At 71.1% G+C, this 18,063-nt stretch carries 17 protein-coding genes; 9 read left to right on the forward strand and 8 right to left on the reverse strand.

What is annotated here, in order from left to right; translation table 11 throughout:
• Positions 1-520 precede the first annotated feature (520 nt).
• The 3 genes from LPA41_RS29555 to LPA41_RS29565 are packed head-to-tail and all read right to left on the reverse strand — an operon-like array spanning position 521 to position 3,134.
• Positions 521-1,684 carry a ferredoxin--NADP reductase gene (locus LPA41_RS29555; RefSeq protein ID WP_229074200.1) on the reverse strand — a complete coding sequence of 388 codons (1,164 nt, stop codon included), beginning with the start codon at positions 1,682-1,684 and terminating at the stop codon, positions 521-523.
• A 2-nt stretch (positions 1,685-1,686) separates the two neighbouring features.
• Entirely contained in the window at positions 1,687-2,019 is a 333-nt protein-coding gene (locus LPA41_RS29560) for a hypothetical protein (protein ID WP_229074202.1), read from the reverse strand.
• On the reverse strand, positions 2,016-3,134 hold the full coding sequence (locus LPA41_RS29565) for a Rieske 2Fe-2S domain-containing protein (RefSeq protein WP_229074204.1): 1,119 nt from the start codon (positions 3,132-3,134) through the stop codon (positions 2,016-2,018). The genes LPA41_RS29560 and LPA41_RS29565 overlap by 4 nt, the downstream gene beginning before the upstream one ends.
• 88 nt (positions 3,135-3,222) lie before the next feature.
• On the opposite strand from LPA41_RS29565, the gene hsaA reads away from it, so the two are divergent.
• From hsaA to LPA41_RS29590, 5 genes are all read left to right on the forward strand, one after another.
• The gene (gene hsaA / locus LPA41_RS29570; RefSeq protein WP_229074206.1) at positions 3,223-4,389 is read left to right on the forward strand and encodes a 3-hydroxy-9,10-secoandrosta-1,3,5(10)-triene-9,17-dione monooxygenase oxygenase subunit; all 1,167 of its coding nucleotides are present in this window, start codon (positions 3,223-3,225) and stop codon (positions 4,387-4,389) included.
• Position 4,390: 1 nt separating this feature from the next.
• Positions 4,391-5,191, forward strand: coding sequence for a 4,5:9,10-diseco-3-hydroxy-5,9,17-trioxoandrosta-1(10),2-diene-4-oate hydrolase (gene hsaD, locus LPA41_RS29575; RefSeq protein WP_229074208.1), 801 nt, complete (start codon positions 4,391-4,393; stop codon positions 5,189-5,191).
• Positions 5,188-6,087: an iron-dependent extradiol dioxygenase HsaC gene (gene hsaC, locus LPA41_RS29580; protein ID WP_229074209.1), complete on the forward strand. Its 900-nt coding sequence runs from the start codon at positions 5,188-5,190 to the stop codon at positions 6,085-6,087. Before hsaD ends, hsaC begins: the two co-directional genes overlap by 4 nt.
• Positions 6,084-6,647 carry a flavin reductase family protein gene (locus LPA41_RS29585; protein ID WP_229074211.1) on the forward strand — a complete coding sequence of 188 codons (564 nt, stop codon included), beginning with the start codon at positions 6,084-6,086 and terminating at the stop codon, positions 6,645-6,647. The genes hsaC and LPA41_RS29585 overlap by 4 nt, the downstream gene beginning before the upstream one ends.
• A gap of 62 nt (positions 6,648-6,709) precedes the next feature.
• A complete protein-coding gene (locus LPA41_RS29590; RefSeq protein ID WP_229074212.1) occupies positions 6,710-7,288 on the forward strand; it encodes a Uma2 family endonuclease in 579 nt (192 codons plus the stop codon).
• Here LPA41_RS29590 and LPA41_RS29595 read toward each other — a convergent pair.
• From LPA41_RS29595 to LPA41_RS29615, 5 genes are all read right to left on the reverse strand, one after another.
• Positions 7,266-8,360, reverse strand: a complete 1,095-nt coding sequence (locus LPA41_RS29595) for an acyl-CoA dehydrogenase family protein (RefSeq protein WP_229074213.1) — start codon at positions 8,358-8,360, stop codon at positions 7,266-7,268. The genes LPA41_RS29590 and LPA41_RS29595 overlap by 23 nt on opposite strands.
• Positions 8,357-9,601 carry an acyl-CoA dehydrogenase family protein gene (locus LPA41_RS42550; RefSeq protein ID WP_304523807.1) on the reverse strand — a complete coding sequence of 415 codons (1,245 nt, stop codon included), beginning with the start codon at positions 9,599-9,601 and terminating at the stop codon, positions 8,357-8,359. Before LPA41_RS42550 ends, LPA41_RS29595 begins: the two co-directional genes overlap by 4 nt.
• Positions 9,598-10,794 (reverse strand): acyl-CoA dehydrogenase family protein, encoded by a 1,197-nt coding sequence (locus LPA41_RS29605; RefSeq protein ID WP_374238224.1) that lies wholly within the window; start codon positions 10,792-10,794, stop codon positions 9,598-9,600. The genes LPA41_RS42550 and LPA41_RS29605 overlap by 4 nt, the downstream gene beginning before the upstream one ends.
• A 68-nt stretch (positions 10,795-10,862) precedes the next feature.
• Positions 10,863-11,693 carry an enoyl-CoA hydratase gene (locus LPA41_RS29610; RefSeq protein WP_308036632.1) on the reverse strand — a complete coding sequence of 277 codons (831 nt, stop codon included), beginning with the start codon at positions 11,691-11,693 and terminating at the stop codon, positions 10,863-10,865.
• Positions 11,690-13,336: an AMP-binding protein gene (locus LPA41_RS29615; protein WP_229074214.1), complete on the reverse strand. Its 1,647-nt coding sequence runs from the start codon at positions 13,334-13,336 to the stop codon at positions 11,690-11,692. Before LPA41_RS29615 ends, LPA41_RS29610 begins: the two co-directional genes overlap by 4 nt.
• A gap of 124 nt (positions 13,337-13,460) precedes the next feature.
• Between LPA41_RS29615 and LPA41_RS29620 the strand changes: the two genes are divergently transcribed.
• The 4 genes from LPA41_RS29620 to LPA41_RS29635 all read left to right on the forward strand — a co-directional run bounded on the left by LPA41_RS29620 (position 13,461) and on the right by LPA41_RS29635 (position 17,922).
• Positions 13,461-14,720, forward strand: coding sequence for an acyl-CoA dehydrogenase family protein (locus LPA41_RS29620; RefSeq protein WP_229074215.1), 1,260 nt, complete (start codon positions 13,461-13,463; stop codon positions 14,718-14,720).
• Positions 14,717-15,487 carry an SDR family oxidoreductase gene (locus tag LPA41_RS29625; RefSeq protein WP_229074216.1) on the forward strand — a complete coding sequence of 257 codons (771 nt, stop codon included), beginning with the start codon at positions 14,717-14,719 and terminating at the stop codon, positions 15,485-15,487. The genes LPA41_RS29620 and LPA41_RS29625 overlap by 4 nt, the downstream gene beginning before the upstream one ends.
• Positions 15,488-15,574: 87 nt before the next feature.
• Positions 15,575-16,603, forward strand: coding sequence for a DUF3068 domain-containing protein (locus tag LPA41_RS29630; protein ID WP_229074217.1), 1,029 nt, complete (start codon positions 15,575-15,577; stop codon positions 16,601-16,603).
• Between the two features lie 239 nt (positions 16,604-16,842).
• Entirely contained in the window at positions 16,843-17,922 is a 1,080-nt protein-coding gene (locus LPA41_RS29635; protein WP_229074218.1) for a DUF5677 domain-containing protein, read from the forward strand.
• Positions 17,923-18,063: the final 141 nt, after the last annotated feature.

Genomic DNA, 18,063 nt, shown 5'->3' on the forward strand with positions numbered 1-18,063 from the left:
TCCGCGTCGCCACCCCCACCGGTCAGGTCTGACGGCTGGGCGTCGTCGCCCCGGCCGCGGCTTGACCTCCGCGTCGTCGCTGGCGGCTGGGACTGATGCCCGGGCGCCGTTGCCCAGCCGAAACTCGACCTCCGTGCCATTGCCGGCCGGGGCTTGACCTCCGTGCCGTTGCCGGCCGGGGCTTGACCTCCGTGCCGTTGCCGGCCGGGGCTTGACCTCCGTGCCGTTGCCGGCCGGGGCTTGACCTCCGTGCCGTCCCCCCGCGGGCGTCGCACCCCGATCGCCGTCCATCCGATGCCCCGTGCATCACCCCCCGGTTCCCCGATTCTGGCCCCGGTGGCGCCCGACACGCCGCCCCTGGCGAGATGTTGATCTGCTAGCGCTACGAAATCGCTGTGACCAAGGGGTCAAAACCGCGATTTCGCACCGCTAGCAGATCAACACCGCCCGCGCGGATCCACCGAAGTCGATCGCGGCTACTTATCCAAGGGAAGGGGCGCCCGGCCGGGACCGACAAGGATCAGAAGTAGGTGACCGAGACCGTACTGCTTCGGGGCACCGCCTGGCAGGCCAGGATGTACCCCTCGGCGAAGTCCTCCTCCTCCAGGATCTCGTTGTGGATCAGGTCGACCTCACCGCCGGTCATCCGAACCGCGCACGCCCCGCACTGGCCCTGCCGGCAGGAGTAAGGCGGGTTCAGCCCCGCGTCGATGATCACGTCGAGCAGGCGCCGACCGGCCGGCCAGGGCAGAACATGCGTCCGCCCGTCCATGGTCACCTCGGCGGTCACCCCGCCCTCCGCCGCCGGAAGTACCGCCGTCACCCCGCCGTCCGCCGCCGGAAGTACCGCCATCCCCTCGCCGTCCGCGGCCGGAAGCACAGGGGCCACTCCGCTGTCCGCCGCCGGAACTACGGCAGTCATCGCCGATGATGCCGAAGCCGAAGCCGAAGCCGAAGCCGAAGCCGGACCCGGACCCGGACCCTCCGCCGGACCCGGAACTGCAGCCGGACCCGCCGGGGCGGGTTCGCCGGACGATGTGGGCGTGAACCGTTCGATGTGGACCCTGGCGGCCGGGACACCGGCCAGACCGAGCGCCTTCTCGGCCACCTCGACGAACGCCTCGGGGCCGCAGACGAAGGCTTCCCGATCACGGTACGGCCGGAGCAGCCGCGCCAGCCCCGCAGCGGTAGGCAGGCCGCGCTCGCGGTCGAGCCAGTGGACCACCGGAAGCAGACCGTCGAGTTCGCGCCCGAAGATGATCGAGTCGGCGTCACGGTTGGCGTAGATCAGCACTGGCCGGCCCTGTCCGCGCGCCCGGATCGACCTGATGATGCCCATGATCGGGGTGATGCCGGAGCCGCCGGCGAGCAGCAGCAGGTCGTCGTCGAGGGACGCGGGCGTGAAGTCGCCGGCGGGCGCGGTGACCTCGAGCCGGTCGCCGGGCCGGACGTGGTCGCAGATCCAGTTCGACACCGGGCCGTTGCGGACCCGTTTGACGGTCACGACCGGCGCGGCGTCCACGAACGGTGAACTGGCCAGGGAGTATGAGCGGACGCCGGCGGGGGTGCGCACGGTCAGGTACTGGCCGGGCGCGTACGTCAGTGGCGCGTCCAGGACCAGCGAGCACGCGTCCGCCGTCTCCCAGATCACGTCCAGCACCCGCCACGCCGAGAAACCGGGCACGGTCAGCTCACCTCCAGGCGCCCTTCGCGGACCGCCCGCTCGATGCTGTCCCGCAGGTCGGGGCAGGTGGGCACGAGCGCCGCCGGCCGGGTGCCGGCGAGGTCGGCGAGCCGCCGGCAGGACCGGCCCGACCACTGCACGCTGGTCTGTGCCGCACTGCGTTTCCCGGCCCGGACCAGCACGCCGCAGCTGTCGCAGCCGACTCCGGCGAGCCCGCCCCGCAGGTATTCGTCCCGCTCCCGGACAGCCTCCGGGGACGGAAGGGGCGCACGTCCGGCCTCCGGGGACGGAAGGGGCGCACCCCCGCCCTCCGGGGACAGAATGGCCGGGTTCATGAGGGCTGCGCGGCCCGCGCCTGGTTGGCGGCGACCTCCGCCTCCCACGTCTGCACGGCGCGGGTGGTGTCCACCTCGAACTCGTAGCGCGCGGTCATGTCGTCGGTGACGTCCTCGACGTCGACGTAGAACTGCTCGTACCACCGGCGCAGCTGGTAGACCGGCCCGTCCTCGGCGCAGAGCAGCGGGTTGTCGATGCGCGTCTTGTTCTGCCAGATCTCCACGTCCTGACGGAAGCCGACGCCGATGCTGCGGGAGAATTTCGCGGCGGCCTTGGTGGCCTGCTCGGCGGTCATCCCCGGTATCCGTTTGACGATCATGCCCCACTGGAGCACGAAGGAGTCCGGCGTGACCGGGTAGTGGCAGTTGATCAGTACGGACTCGACGTCGACGCCGTGCCAGGTGTTGTAGAGATAGTCGATCATGTAGGACGGCCCGTAGTAGGCCGCCTCCGACCGCAGTGTGGCGTCACCCGACGAACTGGCCGTGGCCGGCACGTCCGGCCGCGGCCGGGTGTTCAGGAACTGCGCCGCCACGTGGCCCTCCAGGACGTTCTTGAAGAACGTCGGGAAGGCGAAGTGGATGTAGAAGAAGTGCGCCATGTCGACCACGTTGTCGATGACCTCGCGGCAGTTGGCGCCCTCGATGCGCACCGAGTCCCACGTCCAGTCGCTCCACTCGTCGGAGAAGGCGCCCTCGATCCGCGGGATCGCGACCTCGGGTGGCGGCGCGCCGCCCTGCGGGTCGTTCCAGACGAAGAGCTGCCGGTTCTCCTCGCACGTCGTCCACGACCGGGTCCGGGCTCGGGGCGGGATGCGGTGCGCGTAGGGCACCCCGTCGCACCGGCCGTCGCCGCGCCACCGCCAGTCGTGGAACGGGCAGGCAATGGTGTCCCCCTTGATCGTCCCCATCGTGAGGTCGCCGCCCATGTGCCGGCAGTAGCCGTCGAGAACGTGCAGGTCACCGCCCGAGTCGGCGAAGACCACCAGCTTCGTGCCGAACGCCTCGATCGCGTGCGGCCGCCCGTCGCGGAACGAGCCGGCCGGCCCCAGGCAGTGCCAGCCCCGGGCGAATCTGGCCGGCACAGCTCCCGCGTCTATCAGCCGAGGCTGCATGGACCACCTCCGGATCTGGTCGGTGCGGTAGAACGTGTTCTACTATAGGCCTCGCGCCGGACCCCGGCCAAACACCTGGAGGGATCTCATGGAAGCGATCCTCGACGGAGTGCGTGAACTGTTACCGGTTCTGCGTGATCGGGCGCAGGAGACCGAGGACCGCCGCGCCCTGGACCCGGAGATCGTCAAGTCCCTCGCCGCGACCGGCTTCTTCCGCCTCCTGCAACCGTCCCGTTTCGACGGTCTCGAAGCGCACCCGCTCACCTTCCTCACCGGCGTCCGCGAAATCGCCTCGGCGTGCGGCTCGACCGGCTGGGTGGCCTCCGTGATCGGCGTGCACAACTGGCAGCTCGGCCTCTTCCCGGACCGCGCCCAGCAGGACGTCTGGGCCGACGACCCGGGCACCCGGATGTCCTCGTCCTACGCGCCGACCGGCCGGGTCACGGCGGTCGAGGGCGGCTACCGGGTGAGTGGCCGCTGGAGCTTCTCGTCCGGTTGTGATCACGCGACCTGGGTGCTGCTCGGCGGCATCGTCCCGCCGGCCGACGACGGCGCGCCGGCCGACTTCCGCACGTTCCTGCTGCCGATCGCCGACTACCGGATCGAGGACGTCTGGCACACGGTGGGCCTGCGCGGCACCGGCAGCAACGACATCGTGGTGGACGACGCGTTCGTCCCGGCGTACCGCTCGCTCAGCTTCAACGACACCTCCCGCTGCCGCTGCCCGGGCCAGGAGCAGAACCCCGGCCCGCTGTTCAAGATCCCGTATGCCTCGCTCTTCTCCTACGCGATCACCACGCCGCTGATCGGGATGGCCACCGGCGCCTACCGCGCGCACGTCGACCACCTGCGCGACCGGGTCCGTGCGTCCTATGTGGGCGTCCGCGCCGCCGAGGACCCGCACTCCCAGGTCCGCGTGGCCGAGGCGGCGAGCGACCTCGACTCCGCCTGGCTGGCGTGTGCGGCGAACATGCGCGAGCTGATGGACCTGGTCACCGCCGGGGCGCGGCTTCCGATGCCGTTGCGGTTGCGCGTCCGGCGGGATCAGGTACGCGGCACCGAACTCGCCATCCGCGCGGTCGACCGCCTCTTCGAGAACTCCGGCGGTCGCGCGCTGACCGTCGGCACCCCGATCCAGCGGTTCTGGCGCGACGCGCACGCCGGCCGGGTGCACGCGATAAACGACCCCGAGCGGGCCCTGTCCATGTTCGGTCGCGGCGAGTTCGGTCTGCCGCTCAACGACGCGATGGTCTGACATGACACTTGCCTTCACCCGCGACGGCCACGGTCCGCCGCTGGTCCTGCTGCACGGCGGCGGTCCCGGTGCGTCCGGCACGAGCAACTTCGGGCGTACGGTGCCCGCGCTCGCCCCGCACTTCGACGTGCTCACCGTCGACCAGCCCGGGTACGGCGGCTCGGTCGAGGAGCCGATCACCGGGCACTACTTCACCGCGGCGGCGACCGCCCTCGCGGAACTGCTCGACAAGCTCGGCCTCGACCGGATCCACCTCATCGGCAACTCGCTGGGCGGCGGTACCGCCGTACGCTTCGCGCTGCTCTTCCCGCAGCGCGCCCGCCGCCTGGTGCTGATGGGGCCCGGTGGCCTCAGCCTCAACGTGTTCTCCGCCGACCCGACCGAGGGCGTGAAACGGCTCGCCGCGTTCGCCCGTGACCCCCGCCGGGAGCGGATTGCCGCGTTCCTGCGCACCCTCGTCTTCGACCCGTCGCTCGTCACCGACGAGATGATCGGCGAGCGTCTCGAGGCCGCGTCATCGCCCGCCGCGCTGCGGGCGATGCGGGAGATGGCGTCGTCCTTCGCCGCGTCCCCCGAGGAGGGCATGCTCTGGCGCGACGCACACCGGCTCCGGCACGAGGTGCTGCTGGTCTGGGGCCGCGAGGACCGGGTCAACCCGCTCGACGGCGCGCTCGTCGCGCTGAAGGTGCTGCGCAACGCCCGCCTGCACGTGTTCGGCCAGTGCGGCCACTGGGCGCACCTGGAGAAGTTCGACGAGTTCCACCGCCTGGCCACCGACTTCCTGCTCCGGGAGGCTCCGTGAACCTGATCAGATCCCTCGGCTACCTGCGGGTCGAGGCCACCGACGTGCCCGCGTGGCGGGAGTTCGGCACCAAGGTGCTGGGCATGGCACCGGGCCGCGACTCCTCCGCCGACGCGGTCCACCTGCGCATGGACGAGTTCCCGGCGCGGATCGTGGTGACACCCGGCACCCGCGACCGGCTGGTGGCGAGCGGCTGGGAGGTGGCCGACCCGATCGCCCTGAGCCGGCTCGCCGGTGTGCTGGAGAGCGCCGGGGTGCCGGTCAAATCCGTCGACGACCCCGGTGACCGCCGGGTGGCCGAAGCGATCACCGTCGACGACCCGGCCGGCAACCGGCTCGAGTTCTTCTGCGGCGCGGCGCTGGACACCCGGCCGTTCCGCAGCCCCACCGGCACCCGCTTCGTGACCGGCGAGCAGGGCATGGGACACGTCGTGCTGCCCGCCACGGACGACGCGGCGGTCCTGCGGTTCTACACCGAGGTGCTCGGTTTCCGGCTCCGCGACTCGATGCGGCTCGTCCCCGAGATGATCGGCCTGCCGGCCGGCGACCGCCCGCTCTGGATGCGATTCCTCGGCTGCGGGCCGCGCCACCACAGCGTCGCCCTGGCACCGATCCCCGCACCGACCGGCCTGATCCACCTGATGGTGGAGACCTCCTCCATCGACGACGTCGGCCGCGCCATCGACCGCTGCGGCCGGCACCAGGCACCGATGATCTCCACGCTGGGCCGGCACACCAACGACGAGATGGTCTCGTTCTACGTGCGCACCCCGAGCGGATTCGACATCGAGTACGGCACCGGCGGCCTGACCGTCGACGACCGCACCTGGGTGGCCCGCCAGACCACCGCGCACAGCGTGTGGGGGCATCGCTTCTCCGGCGGCGGTGACCATTGACCGCGGCGTCCGCGGCCGTCGGCACCGGGCGCTTCCGTCGCGTGCTCGGCCACTTCTGCACCGGCGTCACCGTCATCACCACGGCCGACGCCGCCGGCCCCGCCGGTTTCGCCTGCCAGGCGTTCGTCCCGCTCTCGCTGGACCCGCCGCTGGTGCTCTTCTGCGTACGATCGGAATCGGCCACCGGCCACCGCATTCAGGCCGCCGGCATGTTCGCCGTCAACGTCCTCGCCGACGACCAGAAAGATCTGTCCCGCACCTTCGGCGGTGGCGGCGACGGCGACCGCTTCACCGGCGTCGGCTGGTCACCCGCACCCAGCGGATCACCGCTGCTGACGGACGTGCTGACCTGGGCGGACTGCCGGGTCGAGGCAGTGCACCCGGGCGGCGACCACGTCATCGTGGTGGGCCGGGTGACAGCGCTCGGCCCCTGCCGGGACGCGGGCCCCCTGGTCTTCCACCGCGGCCGCTACACGGCGACGGTCACCGTCTCCCCGCACGAGCCACCGGAGGTCGTGGACACCCTGCTGGCCTGGCCCCGCCACAACGACTGGATCTGACCCGGCCCGATTTCGGATAGGCTTTCGGGCGACCAGGGTGTGCTTTCCGGAAGGGTAGGTTCATGAGCGCCGAACCCGCGGCTGAATGGCATCGACCCCCGCCGGAGGGTTATTTCGCTGAGGATCTGGATCGGATCCCTGGTCTTCCGCCGCACACCGAGCTCATCGACGGGAGCTTGGTCCTGGTGAGTCCGCAGAAAGCGTTCCACATGACCGCTGTCTCGGTGCTGGAAGCCGGGCTGCGGCGATGCGCCCCGCCGGGCATCCGCGTGCGGCGCGAGATGTCGGTCGTCCTCGGCCCACGCCAGCGGCCCGAGCCGGATGTCCTGGTCCTGCACGCCGATGCCGCGATCGATCACGACGCCACGTGGTACCCGGCGGAGGCCGTCCTCCTGACGGTCGAGGTGGTGTCACCCGACTCCGAGGAACGTGACCGCGAGCGCAAACCACAGCTGTACGCGGCGTCGGGGATCCGCTTCTTCTGGCGCGTCGAGAATGCCGGTGGCCGCATGGTCATCTACGCGTACGAGCTCGACTCCACCACCCGTCAGTACGCCCCCGTCGGCATCTTCCACGACCGGGTGGATCTGCGGCATCCCTACGAGATCACGATCGACCTCACCGAGATCGACCGGATGTGAGATCGAGTCCGAGGTCGGCGGCCACCCGGTCGACGTGGTCCTCGGGGGAGCCGAAGAGCTGCGCGGACGCCCACGCCCGCCGCAGGTAGAGGTGGGCGTCGTGCTCCCACGTGATCGCGATCCCGCCGTGCGCCTGCACCATGTCGGCGGCGACCGTCCGCAACGTCTCCGAGCACCACACCTTGGCGACGGCGGCGAGCCGCCCGGCCTCCGGCGCGCCCGCCACCAGGGCTTCGGCGGCGGTCCAGGAGGCCGATCGGGCGGCCTCGACGAGCACGTGCGACTCGGCCATCCGATGCTGCAGGACCTGGAACGACCCGATCGGCCGCCCGAACTGGACCCGCGTCCGGGCGTACTCCACGGTCAACTCCAGCGCCCGCGCGGCCGCTCCGACCTGCTCGGCGCTGAGCGCCACGCACGCCACATCCCGGAGCCATCCCACATCGACCGCCCCGAGCACCGCCCCACTCGCCCCTGCCGCCGAGCCGGCCGCGCCCACCCTCGAGCCGGCCAGTTCCGCGCCGGCCGACCTTTGCCCTGCGCCTGCCGGTCGTTGTGCGGTGCCGGCTGCCGCTTCACCCGGCACGTCGACCGTGGCCAGCCGTCGCGTCAGATCCAGCGACGGCACGTGCCGCAGCGCACCCGCGTCCACCTCGAACAGCGTGCCATCGGCGACCACTAGCAACGTGTCCACAGAGCCGGAATCGGTCACGGTGCCGTCCCAGGTGACGGCCACAACGCGGTCGCCCGCGCACATCGCCGGCAGCAGCCCTGCGCACGCCCCGGCATCACCGTTTGCCAGCAGCGCCTGCCCGGCGAGCAGCACACCGAGCATCGGCGACGGCGTGAGCGACCGGCCGAGTTCCTCCAGGACGACGCAGGCTTCCAGCAGGGACGCACCGGAACCGCCGTACTCCGCCGGCACCGCCAACCCGCCCACGCCGATCTCCCCGCAGAGCCGGCGCCACAGCGCGGCGTCATATCCGGCGGGCGCGGACAGGGCGGCCCGCGTCGGGTACCCCGACAGCAATCCACGGACGGCCTCCCGCAACGCCTGATGTTCTTCGGTCATCGCTCCCTCGCCAGCTCCGTCATGATCCGAGCCCGGTGCTGCGCCGGCGTACCCCAGGAGAGCGCCAGCACCCGCGCCGCCGTCAGCCACCGCCCGAGCCCGTGCTCCCGGGTGCAGCCGATCGCCCCGTGCGTCTGAAGCGCCACCCGCGCCGCGAGCCGCGCCGCTTCCCCGCAGGCCACCTTGGCCGCCGACACGTCCCGGGCGACAGTCCCGCCATCCGCGGTCCCCGGCGACAAACCCGCTGACCGATCCCTTTCGGACGGCCCCATCGCCGCTGCGGCGGCCCACAACAGCGGCCGCGCGAACTGCAGCGCCACCGACACATCCGCGAGCCGATGCTGAACCGCCTGGAAGCGCCCGATCGGCCCGCCGAACTGTGACCGATTCCGAGCATGCTCAACCGAAGCCTCCAACATCCCCCGGCCGAGCCCCAGCAGCTGCGCCGCACACACCAGCGCACCAAGATCCAGCGCCCGCGCGATGACCGGGACCAGGGCCGGGCCCTCGGCCACGACCCCGGCGGGGGAGACCTCGGCGAGCAGGCGTGAGCTGTCCATCGAGGTGTACGCGGAACCGGCCCGCCCCCACCGCACCACATCCGTCCCCGCGACCACCACGATCCCGGCTGTCCCGCCGTGCACGGCCCGGGGAAGCCACGGCGGCGCCGTGAGGCCGGCCAGCACCCGCCCGGCGGCGAGTTCCGGCAACCAGGTGGCCGCCACCTCGTCGTTCCCGCACCCGGCCAGCAGCACCGGGACCGCGGCCAGTGACTCGGCGACCGGCCCCGGTGCGGCGTGATGCCCCAGTTCCTCGGCCGCCACCACGAGCGCACCCACCGAGGCGCCGGCCCCACCGAACCGTTCCGGCACGGCCAGCCCGGTCACCCCGAGCCGCGCCAGCACCGCCCACACCGCTCCCGGCCCGGCGTCCGCCTTGACCGAGCACACTCCCTCGCCCGGCGCAGACCCGCCAGGCCCGGACCCGCCCGGCCTGGCATCGCCCGGCCCGGGATAGCCCAGCCCGAAATCGCCCGGCCTGGACCTGCCCGGCCCGGAGCCGCCCGGCGTCGGCGGCACCCTGCTCGCCCGATCAGAAGCGGTCAGGACGCTGTCGTGGGCCGGTGAGTCGGCGCGACCGGCGATGTCTGACAGCGGCCAGGGGAATGGGCCGGCCGCGACGAGGGCGCCGTGCAGCGACTCGCCGAAGGCGCGTTCTTCGGGTGACGGTGCGGGCGTCATCGCGTACCCCTGTCGCGGGGTAGGCCTAGCACCCGCTGCGCCAGGATGTCCCGCTGGATCTCGTTCGTCCCCGCATAGATCGGGCCCGCCAGGGCGAAGAGGTAGCCGTCCGTCCAGGCCGTCTGCGTCTCGGCGTTCGCGCCGAGCGTGTCAAGGGCCGCCTCGTGCAGCGCGATGTCCGTTTCCGACCAGAAGATCTTGATGGCGCTCGGTGGCATCGTGGTGGTCAGGGAGGCGTGGGCGGCGAGCCGGTAGGCCCGGGCCGCGATCCACGCGTCCACCACCCGGTCGCGGGTGGCGCCGTCGGCGGGGTCGCCGTGGCCGAGCCAGAGGTCGACGAGCCGGGACGCGGCGGCGGTGAAGCGGCCGGGGCCACGCAGGGTGAAGCCGCGTTCGTGACCGGCGGTGCTCATCGCCACCCGCCAGCCGTCGCCGGGCCGGCCGATCACGTCCGCGTCCGGCACGAACACGTCGTCCAGGAAGATCTCCGCGAAGCCGGTGCGGCCGTCGAGCTGCGCGATCGGGCGCACGGTGACGCCGGGTGCGCGCAGGTCGACCATGAGGTACGTCAGGTTGCGGTGCCGTTCGTCCGGCGGCCCGCTGCGGAACAGGCCGAACGCCCGGTCCGCCACCGCCGCCCGCGAGCTCCACGTCTTCTGGCCGGAGAGCAGCCAGCCGCCGTCCGTACGCCTCGCCGTGGATCGCAGCGCAGCAAGATCGCTGCCCGCCTCCGGCTCGGACCAGGCCTGCGCCCAGACCGTCTCGCCGCGCGCCATCGGCGGCAGGATCCGCGCGCACTGCTCGGCGGTGCCGTGCGCGAGCAACGTCGGCGCCAGCAGGAACAACCCATTCTGTCCGATTCGGATCGGTGCGCCACAACCGTGGTACGCCTCATCGAAGATCAGCTCGTGCAACGGCGGAGCATCGCGCCCGCCGAACGCGGAAGGCCACGACACCACCGCCAGCCCGGCGTCGAAGAGGCTGCGCTCCCAGGCCCGATGCGCCGCCGCGCCGGCACTGGTGTCCACATCGGGCAGTGGTCCCCGGGGCGCATTCCGGGCCAGCCAATCACCAACTTCCTCCCGAAAGGCCGCAGCGGAGGAAACCTCGGCATCGGAAGTAGGCCCCGGGGAGGCATCGGAAGTAGGCCCTGGGGAGGCTGCGGACGTAGGCCCGGGGGAGGCGCCGGGCATAGGCCTCAGAGCAGCTTCGGAAGGCGGCCCGGCGGCGGGAAGCGAGCCGGGAGTGCCGGCCGGGGGATTCATTCGGCGGCTCTCTTCATGGCTGCGGCGTCCATCCCGGCGAGCGGGTCCGCGCTGGTCTCCGCGTTGTGGGCGTGCGCCAGATGGTGCAGCCCGAAGGCCGTGTCCATGCCGGCGCGCATCCCCATCTGGTCCTCGCACAGGTTCACCGCGCGTTTCGCCAGCGCCAGCCCGAACGACGGCATCCGGGCGATCCGCTCCGCCAGCGCGAACGTCTCGTCCGCCAGCGCGTCCCGGGGCACGACGCGGTTGACCATGCCGGCCTCGTACGCCCGCCGGGCCGGAAGCCGGTCGCCGGTGAAGAGCATCTCGCGGGCCAGGCGCGGGCCGAGCATCCAGGGGTGCGCGAAGTATTCGACGCCGGGGATGCCCATCCGCAGCACCGGGTCGGCGAAGAACGCGTCGTCGGCCGCCACGATCAGGTCGCACACCCAGGCCAGCATCAGTCCGCCGGCCACGCAGGCACCCTGCACCATCGCGATCGACGGTTTCGGGATCTCCCGCCAGCGACGGCACATGCCCAGGTAGACCTCCATCTCCCGGGCGTACCGGCGGTCGGCGCCGACCCGGTCCGTGTGGTCCCACCACGGTGCGGCGCGGCGCGGGAAGGAGGTGTCGGCGTCGCGTTCCGGTGTGCCGATGTCGTGGCCGGCGGAGAAGTGGTCGCCGGCGCCGGCGAGGACGATCACGGCGACCGACGGGTCGTCGACGGCGCGGGTGAACGCGTCGTCGAGGGCGTACGTCATCGCCGAGTTCTGCGCGTTGCGGTAGCGCGGCCGGTTCATCGTGATCAGGGCGACGGGTCCGCGGGTTTCGTGGAGAACGGTCACGGCGACTCCCGCAGCAGGTATTTGAGCACTTTGCCGGAGGCGTTGTGCGGCAGCTCGGACCGCAGCTCCACGGTGCGCGGCACCTGATAGCCGGCGAGACGCCCACGGCAGAAAGTGATCACTTCGGCGGGGTCCGGATCACAACCCGGGCGGGGTACGACGTAAGCCCGGCCCACCTCACCCAGGCGTACGTCCGGGACCCCGATCACCGCGACCTCCGCCACCGCCGGCATCGCGGCGAGGGCCCGTTCCACCTCGGCCGGGTACACGTTGAAGCCGCCGCTGATGTACATGTCCTTGAGCCGGTCCGTGATCGTCAGGTAGCCACGGTCGTCGAGCCGGCCCACGTCCCCGGTGTGCAGCCAGCCGCCGGCGTCGATCGCCTCGGCCGTGGCCACCGGGTCGTCCAGGTAGCCGAGCATCACGTTGGGCCCGCGCAGCAGCACCTCGCCGCCGGGCTCGGCGATCCGCACCCGCATCCCGGCCGCGGCCCGCCCCGACGTGGTGGCCACCGTCCGGTCGTCGTCGCCGGGGCGGCACATGGTGGCGACCACGGCCTCGGTCAGGCCGTAGGCGGTGAGGACCGTGCCGAACCCGAGTTCCTCCCGGATCCGGGTGACCAGGGCGGGCGGCACGGTGGCGGCGCCGGTGACCGCGAGCCGCAGCGACGACAGGTCGTGGCCGGCCCGGCCGGGATGGTCCAGCAGCCCGATGTAGAGGGTGGGCGCCCCGGGCAGCACGGTGATCCGTTCGGCGGCGATGATCTCGCAGGCGCGCGACACGTCGAACACCGCCTGCGGCACGATCGTGGCACCGGAGAGCAGGCAGGCCAGGATGCCGGCCTTGAGCCCGAAGCTGTGGAAGAACGGGTTGACGACGAGGTAGCGGTCGTCGCCGCTCAACCCCGCGATCCCGGCCCACGACGCGGCGACGCCGAGGGCTTGACGGTGTGCGCTCATGGCGCCTTTGCTGCGGCCGGTGGTGCCGGACGTGAAGAGGATGTCGCTGAGGTCGTCCGGCCGTACCGCCGCCGCTCGTGCCCGCGCCGCCGCAACGGGCACGCTGAGCCCGCCCCGCAGGAAGTCCTCCCACAAGACCGACAAGTCGGAAATGTTCTGACCGGGGTGGGCGGCGGCTCGGGCGTGTGGCCGGGTGGGGGGAGGTGGTGCGGCGGCGGCTCGGGTGTGTGGCCGAGTCGGGGGAGGTGGTGCGGCGGCGGCTCGGGTGGTGGGCTCGGGGGCCGGGAGGGTGACGATCGCCGGGGGCAGGGGAGCGGCGGTGGCGCTCAGCTCGGTCAGGCGGTCGGTGCCCAGGAACGGTCCGGAAACGATCAGGGCTCGCGCGCCGCTGCGCCGGAGCAGGTCGGCGGCCTCGGTCGCCGGGTGGCGGGTGTTGATCGGCACCAGCGTGGCGCCCGCGCAGCTCGCGCCGAGCGCGGCGATCACCCATCCGGCCGTGTTCGGCGCCCAGATCGCGACCCGGTCCCCAGGCTCGATGCCGGCGGCCAGGAAGGCGCGGGCCGCCGCCGTGACGTCCTCGTGCAGGGCGGTGAAACTCCACCGCGCCGCGCCGTCGACAAGCGCCGGGGCCGGCCCGAAGTCGCGGGCCGCGCGGGCCACCGCGGCCGGGATGGTCTGCTCCATCCGGCTTCCCCCCATCCGGCGCCCATCCGGCTTTCCCCCATCCGGCGCCCATCCGGCTTTCCCCCATCCGGCGCCCATCCGGCCTCCGGGGGAAGGGTTACCAAGCAAGTGCTTGGTCGGTAGGGTGAGCCTACGCGCGCTCCGGGAGGTGACGCCAGTGGCCGGCGACGAGGCGTTCCGCCGTGAGATCCGGGAGTGGCTCGCCGCCGAGCTCACCGACGACCTGCGCGGCGCCGGTGGCCCGGGCCGGGAGAACGAGGCCTTCCCGCGACGCCTGGCGTTCACCCGCCGGCTCGCCGCCGCCGGGTGGACCACGCTGGCCTGGCCGGTGGCGCACGGCGGGCGAGGCGCGTCGCTGGCGCGCCAAGTGATCTTCCACGAGGAGTACGCGCGCAGCGGCGCCCCCGGCCGTGTCGACCACATCGGCACCACGATGGTCGGGCCCACCCTGATGGACCTCGGCACCCCCGAGCAGCGACGCCGGTTCCTGCCGGCCCTGCGCAGCGTCGGGGAGCTGTGGTGCCAGGGTTATTCGGAGCCCGGCGCCGGTTCCGACCTGGCCGGGGTCACCACCCGGGCCCGGCTCGACGGCGACCGGTGGGTGATCACCGGGCAGAAGGTGTGGACGTCGCTGGCGCATGTGGCGGACTGGTGCTTCGTGCTGGCCCGCACCGAGCCGGTGGACGGCGGGCCCCGGCACCGTGGCCTCTCCTACCTGCTGGTGCCGATGCGGCAGCCCGGTGTCACGGTCCGGCCGATCCGGCAGATCACCGGCGACAGCGAGTTCAATGAGGTCTTCTTCGACGACGCCCGCACCGAGCGGGACCTGGTCGTCGGCCGTCCCGGTGAGGGTTGGCGCGTGGCGATGGCGACGCTCGCCTACGAGCGCGGGGCGGCCACGGTGGGGCAGCAGATCGGGTTCCAGCGTGACCTGGACGACCTGGTGGCGCTGGCCCGGCGCACCGGCGCGGCGGCCGATCCGCTGCTGCGGTCCCGGCTGGCCCGGTCCATGGTGGACCTGACGGTGCTGCGGTCGCACACGGTGCGGACGCTGGCGTCGGACGATCCGCCACCGGCGAACCCGTCCGTGGTGAAACTCCTCTGGGCCCGGTGGCGGCAGAGCCTGGGCGAGCTGGCGATGGACGTCCTGGCGAGCGCCGACCCGGCAGCCGGCAGCACGGCCGCGAGCGGCGGCGTGTCGGCAAGCGGCGGCGCGGCGGCAAGCGGCGGTGCGGCGGCGGGTGTCGAGGCCGGGGAGAGGGATCGCTGGGAGCGGCTTTTCCTGTTCAGCCGGGCCGACACGATCTACGGCGGGTCCAACGAGATCCAGCGAGGCATCGTCGCGGAGCGGGTCCTCGGCCTGCCGCGCGGTGACCGCCGGTGAGACCTCCGGCCGGGCGGGGGCTGCTGCACGGCAAGGTCGTGGTGGTCACCGCGGCCGCGGGCGCCGGGATCGGGTCGGCCGTGGCCCGCCGCTGCCTGGACGAGGGTGCCTGCGTCGTGCTCGGCGACAGTCACGCCCGGCGGCTCGGTGAGGTGCGCGAGCAGTTCGAGGCCGCGTGCCCGGGCCGGGTCGGCGCGGTGCCGTGCGACGTGACGGACGAGGCCGCCGTGCGGGAGTTGATCGACGCGGCGGTGCACCACTTCGGCCGGCTCGACGTGCTCGTCAACAACGCCGGCCTGGGCGGCAACCGGCCGGTCGCCGAGATGGCCGACGAGGAGTGGGACCGGGTTCTCGACGTCACGCTCACCGGCACGTTCCGCTGCACCCGGGCCGCGCTGCGCCTCATGATCGCGCAGGGTGGCGGCGGTGCGATCGTGAACAACGCGTCGGTGCTGGGCTGGCGTGCCCAGGCCGGTCAGGCCCACTACGCGGCGGCGAAGGCCGGGGTGATGGCGTTCACCAGGTGCACCGCCATGGAGGCTGCCGAGCACGGCGTACGGGTCAACGCCGTCGCGCCGAGCCTGGCGGCGCATCCGTTCCTGGACCGGGTGGTGGGCCGTGCCGAGCTGGCGGAACTGGCCGGGCGGGAGGCGTTCGGCCGGGCCGCCTTCCCCTGGGAGGTGGCGACCGTGGTGGCGTTCCTGGCCAGTGACTACGCGTCCTACCTGACGGGCGAGGTCATCTCGGTGAGCAGTCAGCGCGCCTGAGGGCCCGCGGTGCGGCGGTGGCCGTACCCTTGCGCGCCCTTCCGCGGGGAGTAGATTGTAACGCGTTCTACTTTCTAGGAGGGCGTGATGAGGCGGCGGATCACGGGTTCGGCACTCTTCGGGTTCGGCCTGCTGTGCCTGCTGCTGGCCGGCGCCCTGGTCTGGATCGTCGTCCCCTCGCAGCGGAAGGTGCCCCTCGACCTGATCCCGCCCGATGTGGTGGTGCAGGCGGAGAACGCCACGTTCGTGCAGGCCCAGGTGCTGCCGGACGGCACGCCGCAGATCGCTGTGCAGACCGCGCCGCTGCGGTCGACGACGGGCATCAAACCCGACTTCCAGGCCGCCGCCGGGCTCATCGGTGATCTCGCGGACAACACGCTGATCTGGAACGTGTACCACGCCACCGACCGGGCCGACACGATGCAGCCGATCAACCGGTCGGAGAGTCGCGTCGCGCTCGATCGGGTGTCCGGCGCGGCGGTCGACTGGGACGGCCAGTGCCACAGCGAGACGCAGGGTGAGCCGTGCACCGCGGGGAACGCCGAGTTCACCGGGCAGCTCTACCTTTTCCCGTTCGGCACCGAGAAGCGGACGTACCGCTACTGGGACTCGACGCTGCATCAGGCGCTGCCGATCCGGTTCCGGGCCGAGGAGAACTACAACGACCTGCCGACGTACCGTTTCCAGCAGCAGATCCCGTCGCAGCCGGTCGCGATGGACTCGGAGTCGCTGAGCGGCCTGCTCGGTTTCCTGGCGCCCGGGGCGACCACCGGCACCGTGAACTACCAGGCCGTCCGCACGCTCTGGGTGGAACCGGAGACCGGCGCCATCGTCGGGTACCGCGAACAGCAGCGTCGCGAGCTGGTGCCGGACATCGGCGCCCCGGTGGTCATCTTCGACGCCGACCTGACCTACGACCAGGCCACTCTCGAGGCCGTGCGGGACGAGGCGGCCGGTGGCCGTACCCTGCTGATCCTGCTCGGCTTCTGGGTCCCGCTCGGGCTGCTGGTGCTCGGGCTGGCGCTGACGATCTGCGGCGTGCTCCTGGTCCGCAGCGCGCGCGGGCAGCAGGCCCCGGCGCCCGAGGCCGAGACGGAGCCGGCCCCAGTCCCGTAGGGAGGGTTCTGGTGGTCGTCGCAACAGCAACTAAGAGGGCTGGGCTTGGCGATGCCCCCCACCGCGCCTCGGTAACGGACGGCCGGCGGCTCCGCCAGACGCCTGACTCGCGGCATGACAGTGCGCCGCCACGGGCACAGACCAACCGATCCGAGAATAGAGTTGACGTGGCTTCTTATTGATTGCCATGGTTTATACGGGAAGTTGAGGTGCATGCCGCATCAAGCCGGAGGGCGATCTTGACTGAGACGAAATCGGTATTTCTGGAATTCGTGACAGGGAAGGTCAACGAACTGCTGCAAAGCACGGGAGAAACTCCGGGGCGCGACGATATCGCTCGCCTGCTGATCGAAAACCTTCTAGAAATTCTTACGCTCCGACGTGACTTACGTGATGAACTCCAATCAGAGGTTGTTGACCGGGCTGCTGAACGGCATGCCGCCGCGAATGCCGCCGCGATTGGCGACACCGCTACGAATCACGCACTCCAACTATTTGACGACTTGCTGGCCGCAGGCGAAGGAGCTAATCAGCGACTGATAAACGCCGTGTGTTCGCGGGCGCAGTTTTGGGATTTTGAGGAAGCATCTGAGGGCGACAGGATATTCCTTCCTAGCCATATAATTCACGCATTGCTACTGTTCTCATTCCAGGCGCGCGCTTTGATGGTGGCGAAAGAGGTTGCAGCACTCTCCAAGCTTGCCCTTTACGACGGTGCGGAAGCGCGGATCAGGACACTTTACGAGATCGGCATAATTTCTCGAGCGATCGCATCCGACGCAGATTACTCGCTGTCTGAGCGGTACCATGCTTCAGGGGTTTATGAGCGGCTAAGGGACATTCGCGCATACAATGAGACATGTGCTGAAATGGGATTCCCGCCTCCAGGTCTGGACGAGAGGGCCGATTGTGAGAGTCTGGTCGTTCAAATCGAGAAAAAGTTCGGTCGAGAGATCCGTGAGCCTTACGGTTGGGCATTGCCCATATTTGGCGCAGGCAGGCGAAGGGTTACTTTCGCTGACCTAGACCACCGCTTCGGCGGTGACGAACTACGTTCTGTGTATCGCCTGTTGAATCATTCGATTCATGCTGGAGCTTCCGTGGCAGCACTAGGGGTGGACTTCGGTAGCAAAGGACTTACCCCCGCGCGCCCGATTTTTCATCATGGCAAGTCGATTCGATTACTGCGAGTATCTTCGATCCTGCTGGAAGCGCTGAACTATGCCGTTTTTGAATCACTGCTCAGGCCAGAAGAGTGGGACAATTTTTCCTCAGTTGCGCTAATGAGAGAGTTTCGATACAAGATTGAGGAAATCTGACAAAGTAAATCATGGCCACCGTTCAGCTGCGTAACCCGACCGAAGGTCGCGCCTACTACGACCGCAAGAAGGCAGCCGGAAAAACCTCTATGGAAGCCATGGGGCACTGAAACGGCGCCTGTCCGACGTCGTCTACCGGCA

The sequence above is a fragment of the Actinoplanes sp. DH11 genome (assembly GCF_020873875.1).
Lineage (GTDB): Bacteria > Actinomycetota > Actinomycetes > Mycobacteriales > Micromonosporaceae > Actinoplanes.

Coding starts and splice junctions, on each gene's coding strand:
- LPA41_RS42550 (WP_304523807.1), bottom strand. CDS start 9,601: ATGACGCCCGCACCGTCACCCGAAGAACGCGCCTTCGGCGAGTCGCTG.
- hsaA (WP_229074206.1), top strand. CDS start 3,223: ATGGAAGCGATCCTCGACGGAGTGCGTGAACTGTTACCGGTTCTGCGT.
- LPA41_RS29560 (WP_229074202.1), bottom strand. CDS start 2,019: ATGAACCCGGCCATTCTGTCCCCGGAGGGCGGGGGTGCGCCCCTTCCG.
- LPA41_RS29590 (WP_229074212.1), top strand. CDS start 6,710: ATGAGCGCCGAACCCGCGGCTGAATGGCATCGACCCCCGCCGGAGGGT.
- LPA41_RS29605 (WP_374238224.1), bottom strand. CDS start 10,794: ATGCCCGGCGCCTCCCCCGGGCCTACGTCCGCAGCCTCCCCAGGGCCT.
- LPA41_RS29565 (WP_229074204.1), bottom strand. CDS start 3,134: ATGCAGCCTCGGCTGATAGACGCGGGAGCTGTGCCGGCCAGATTCGCC.
- LPA41_RS29595 (WP_229074213.1), bottom strand. CDS start 8,360: ATGACCGAAGAACATCAGGCGTTGCGGGAGGCCGTCCGTGGATTGCTG.
- hsaD (WP_229074208.1), top strand. CDS start 4,391: ATGACACTTGCCTTCACCCGCGACGGCCACGGTCCGCCGCTGGTCCTG.
- LPA41_RS29630 (WP_229074217.1), top strand. CDS start 15,575: ATGAGGCGGCGGATCACGGGTTCGGCACTCTTCGGGTTCGGCCTGCTG.
- LPA41_RS29615 (WP_229074214.1), bottom strand. CDS start 13,336: ATGGAGCAGACCATCCCGGCCGCGGTGGCCCGCGCGGCCCGCGACTTC.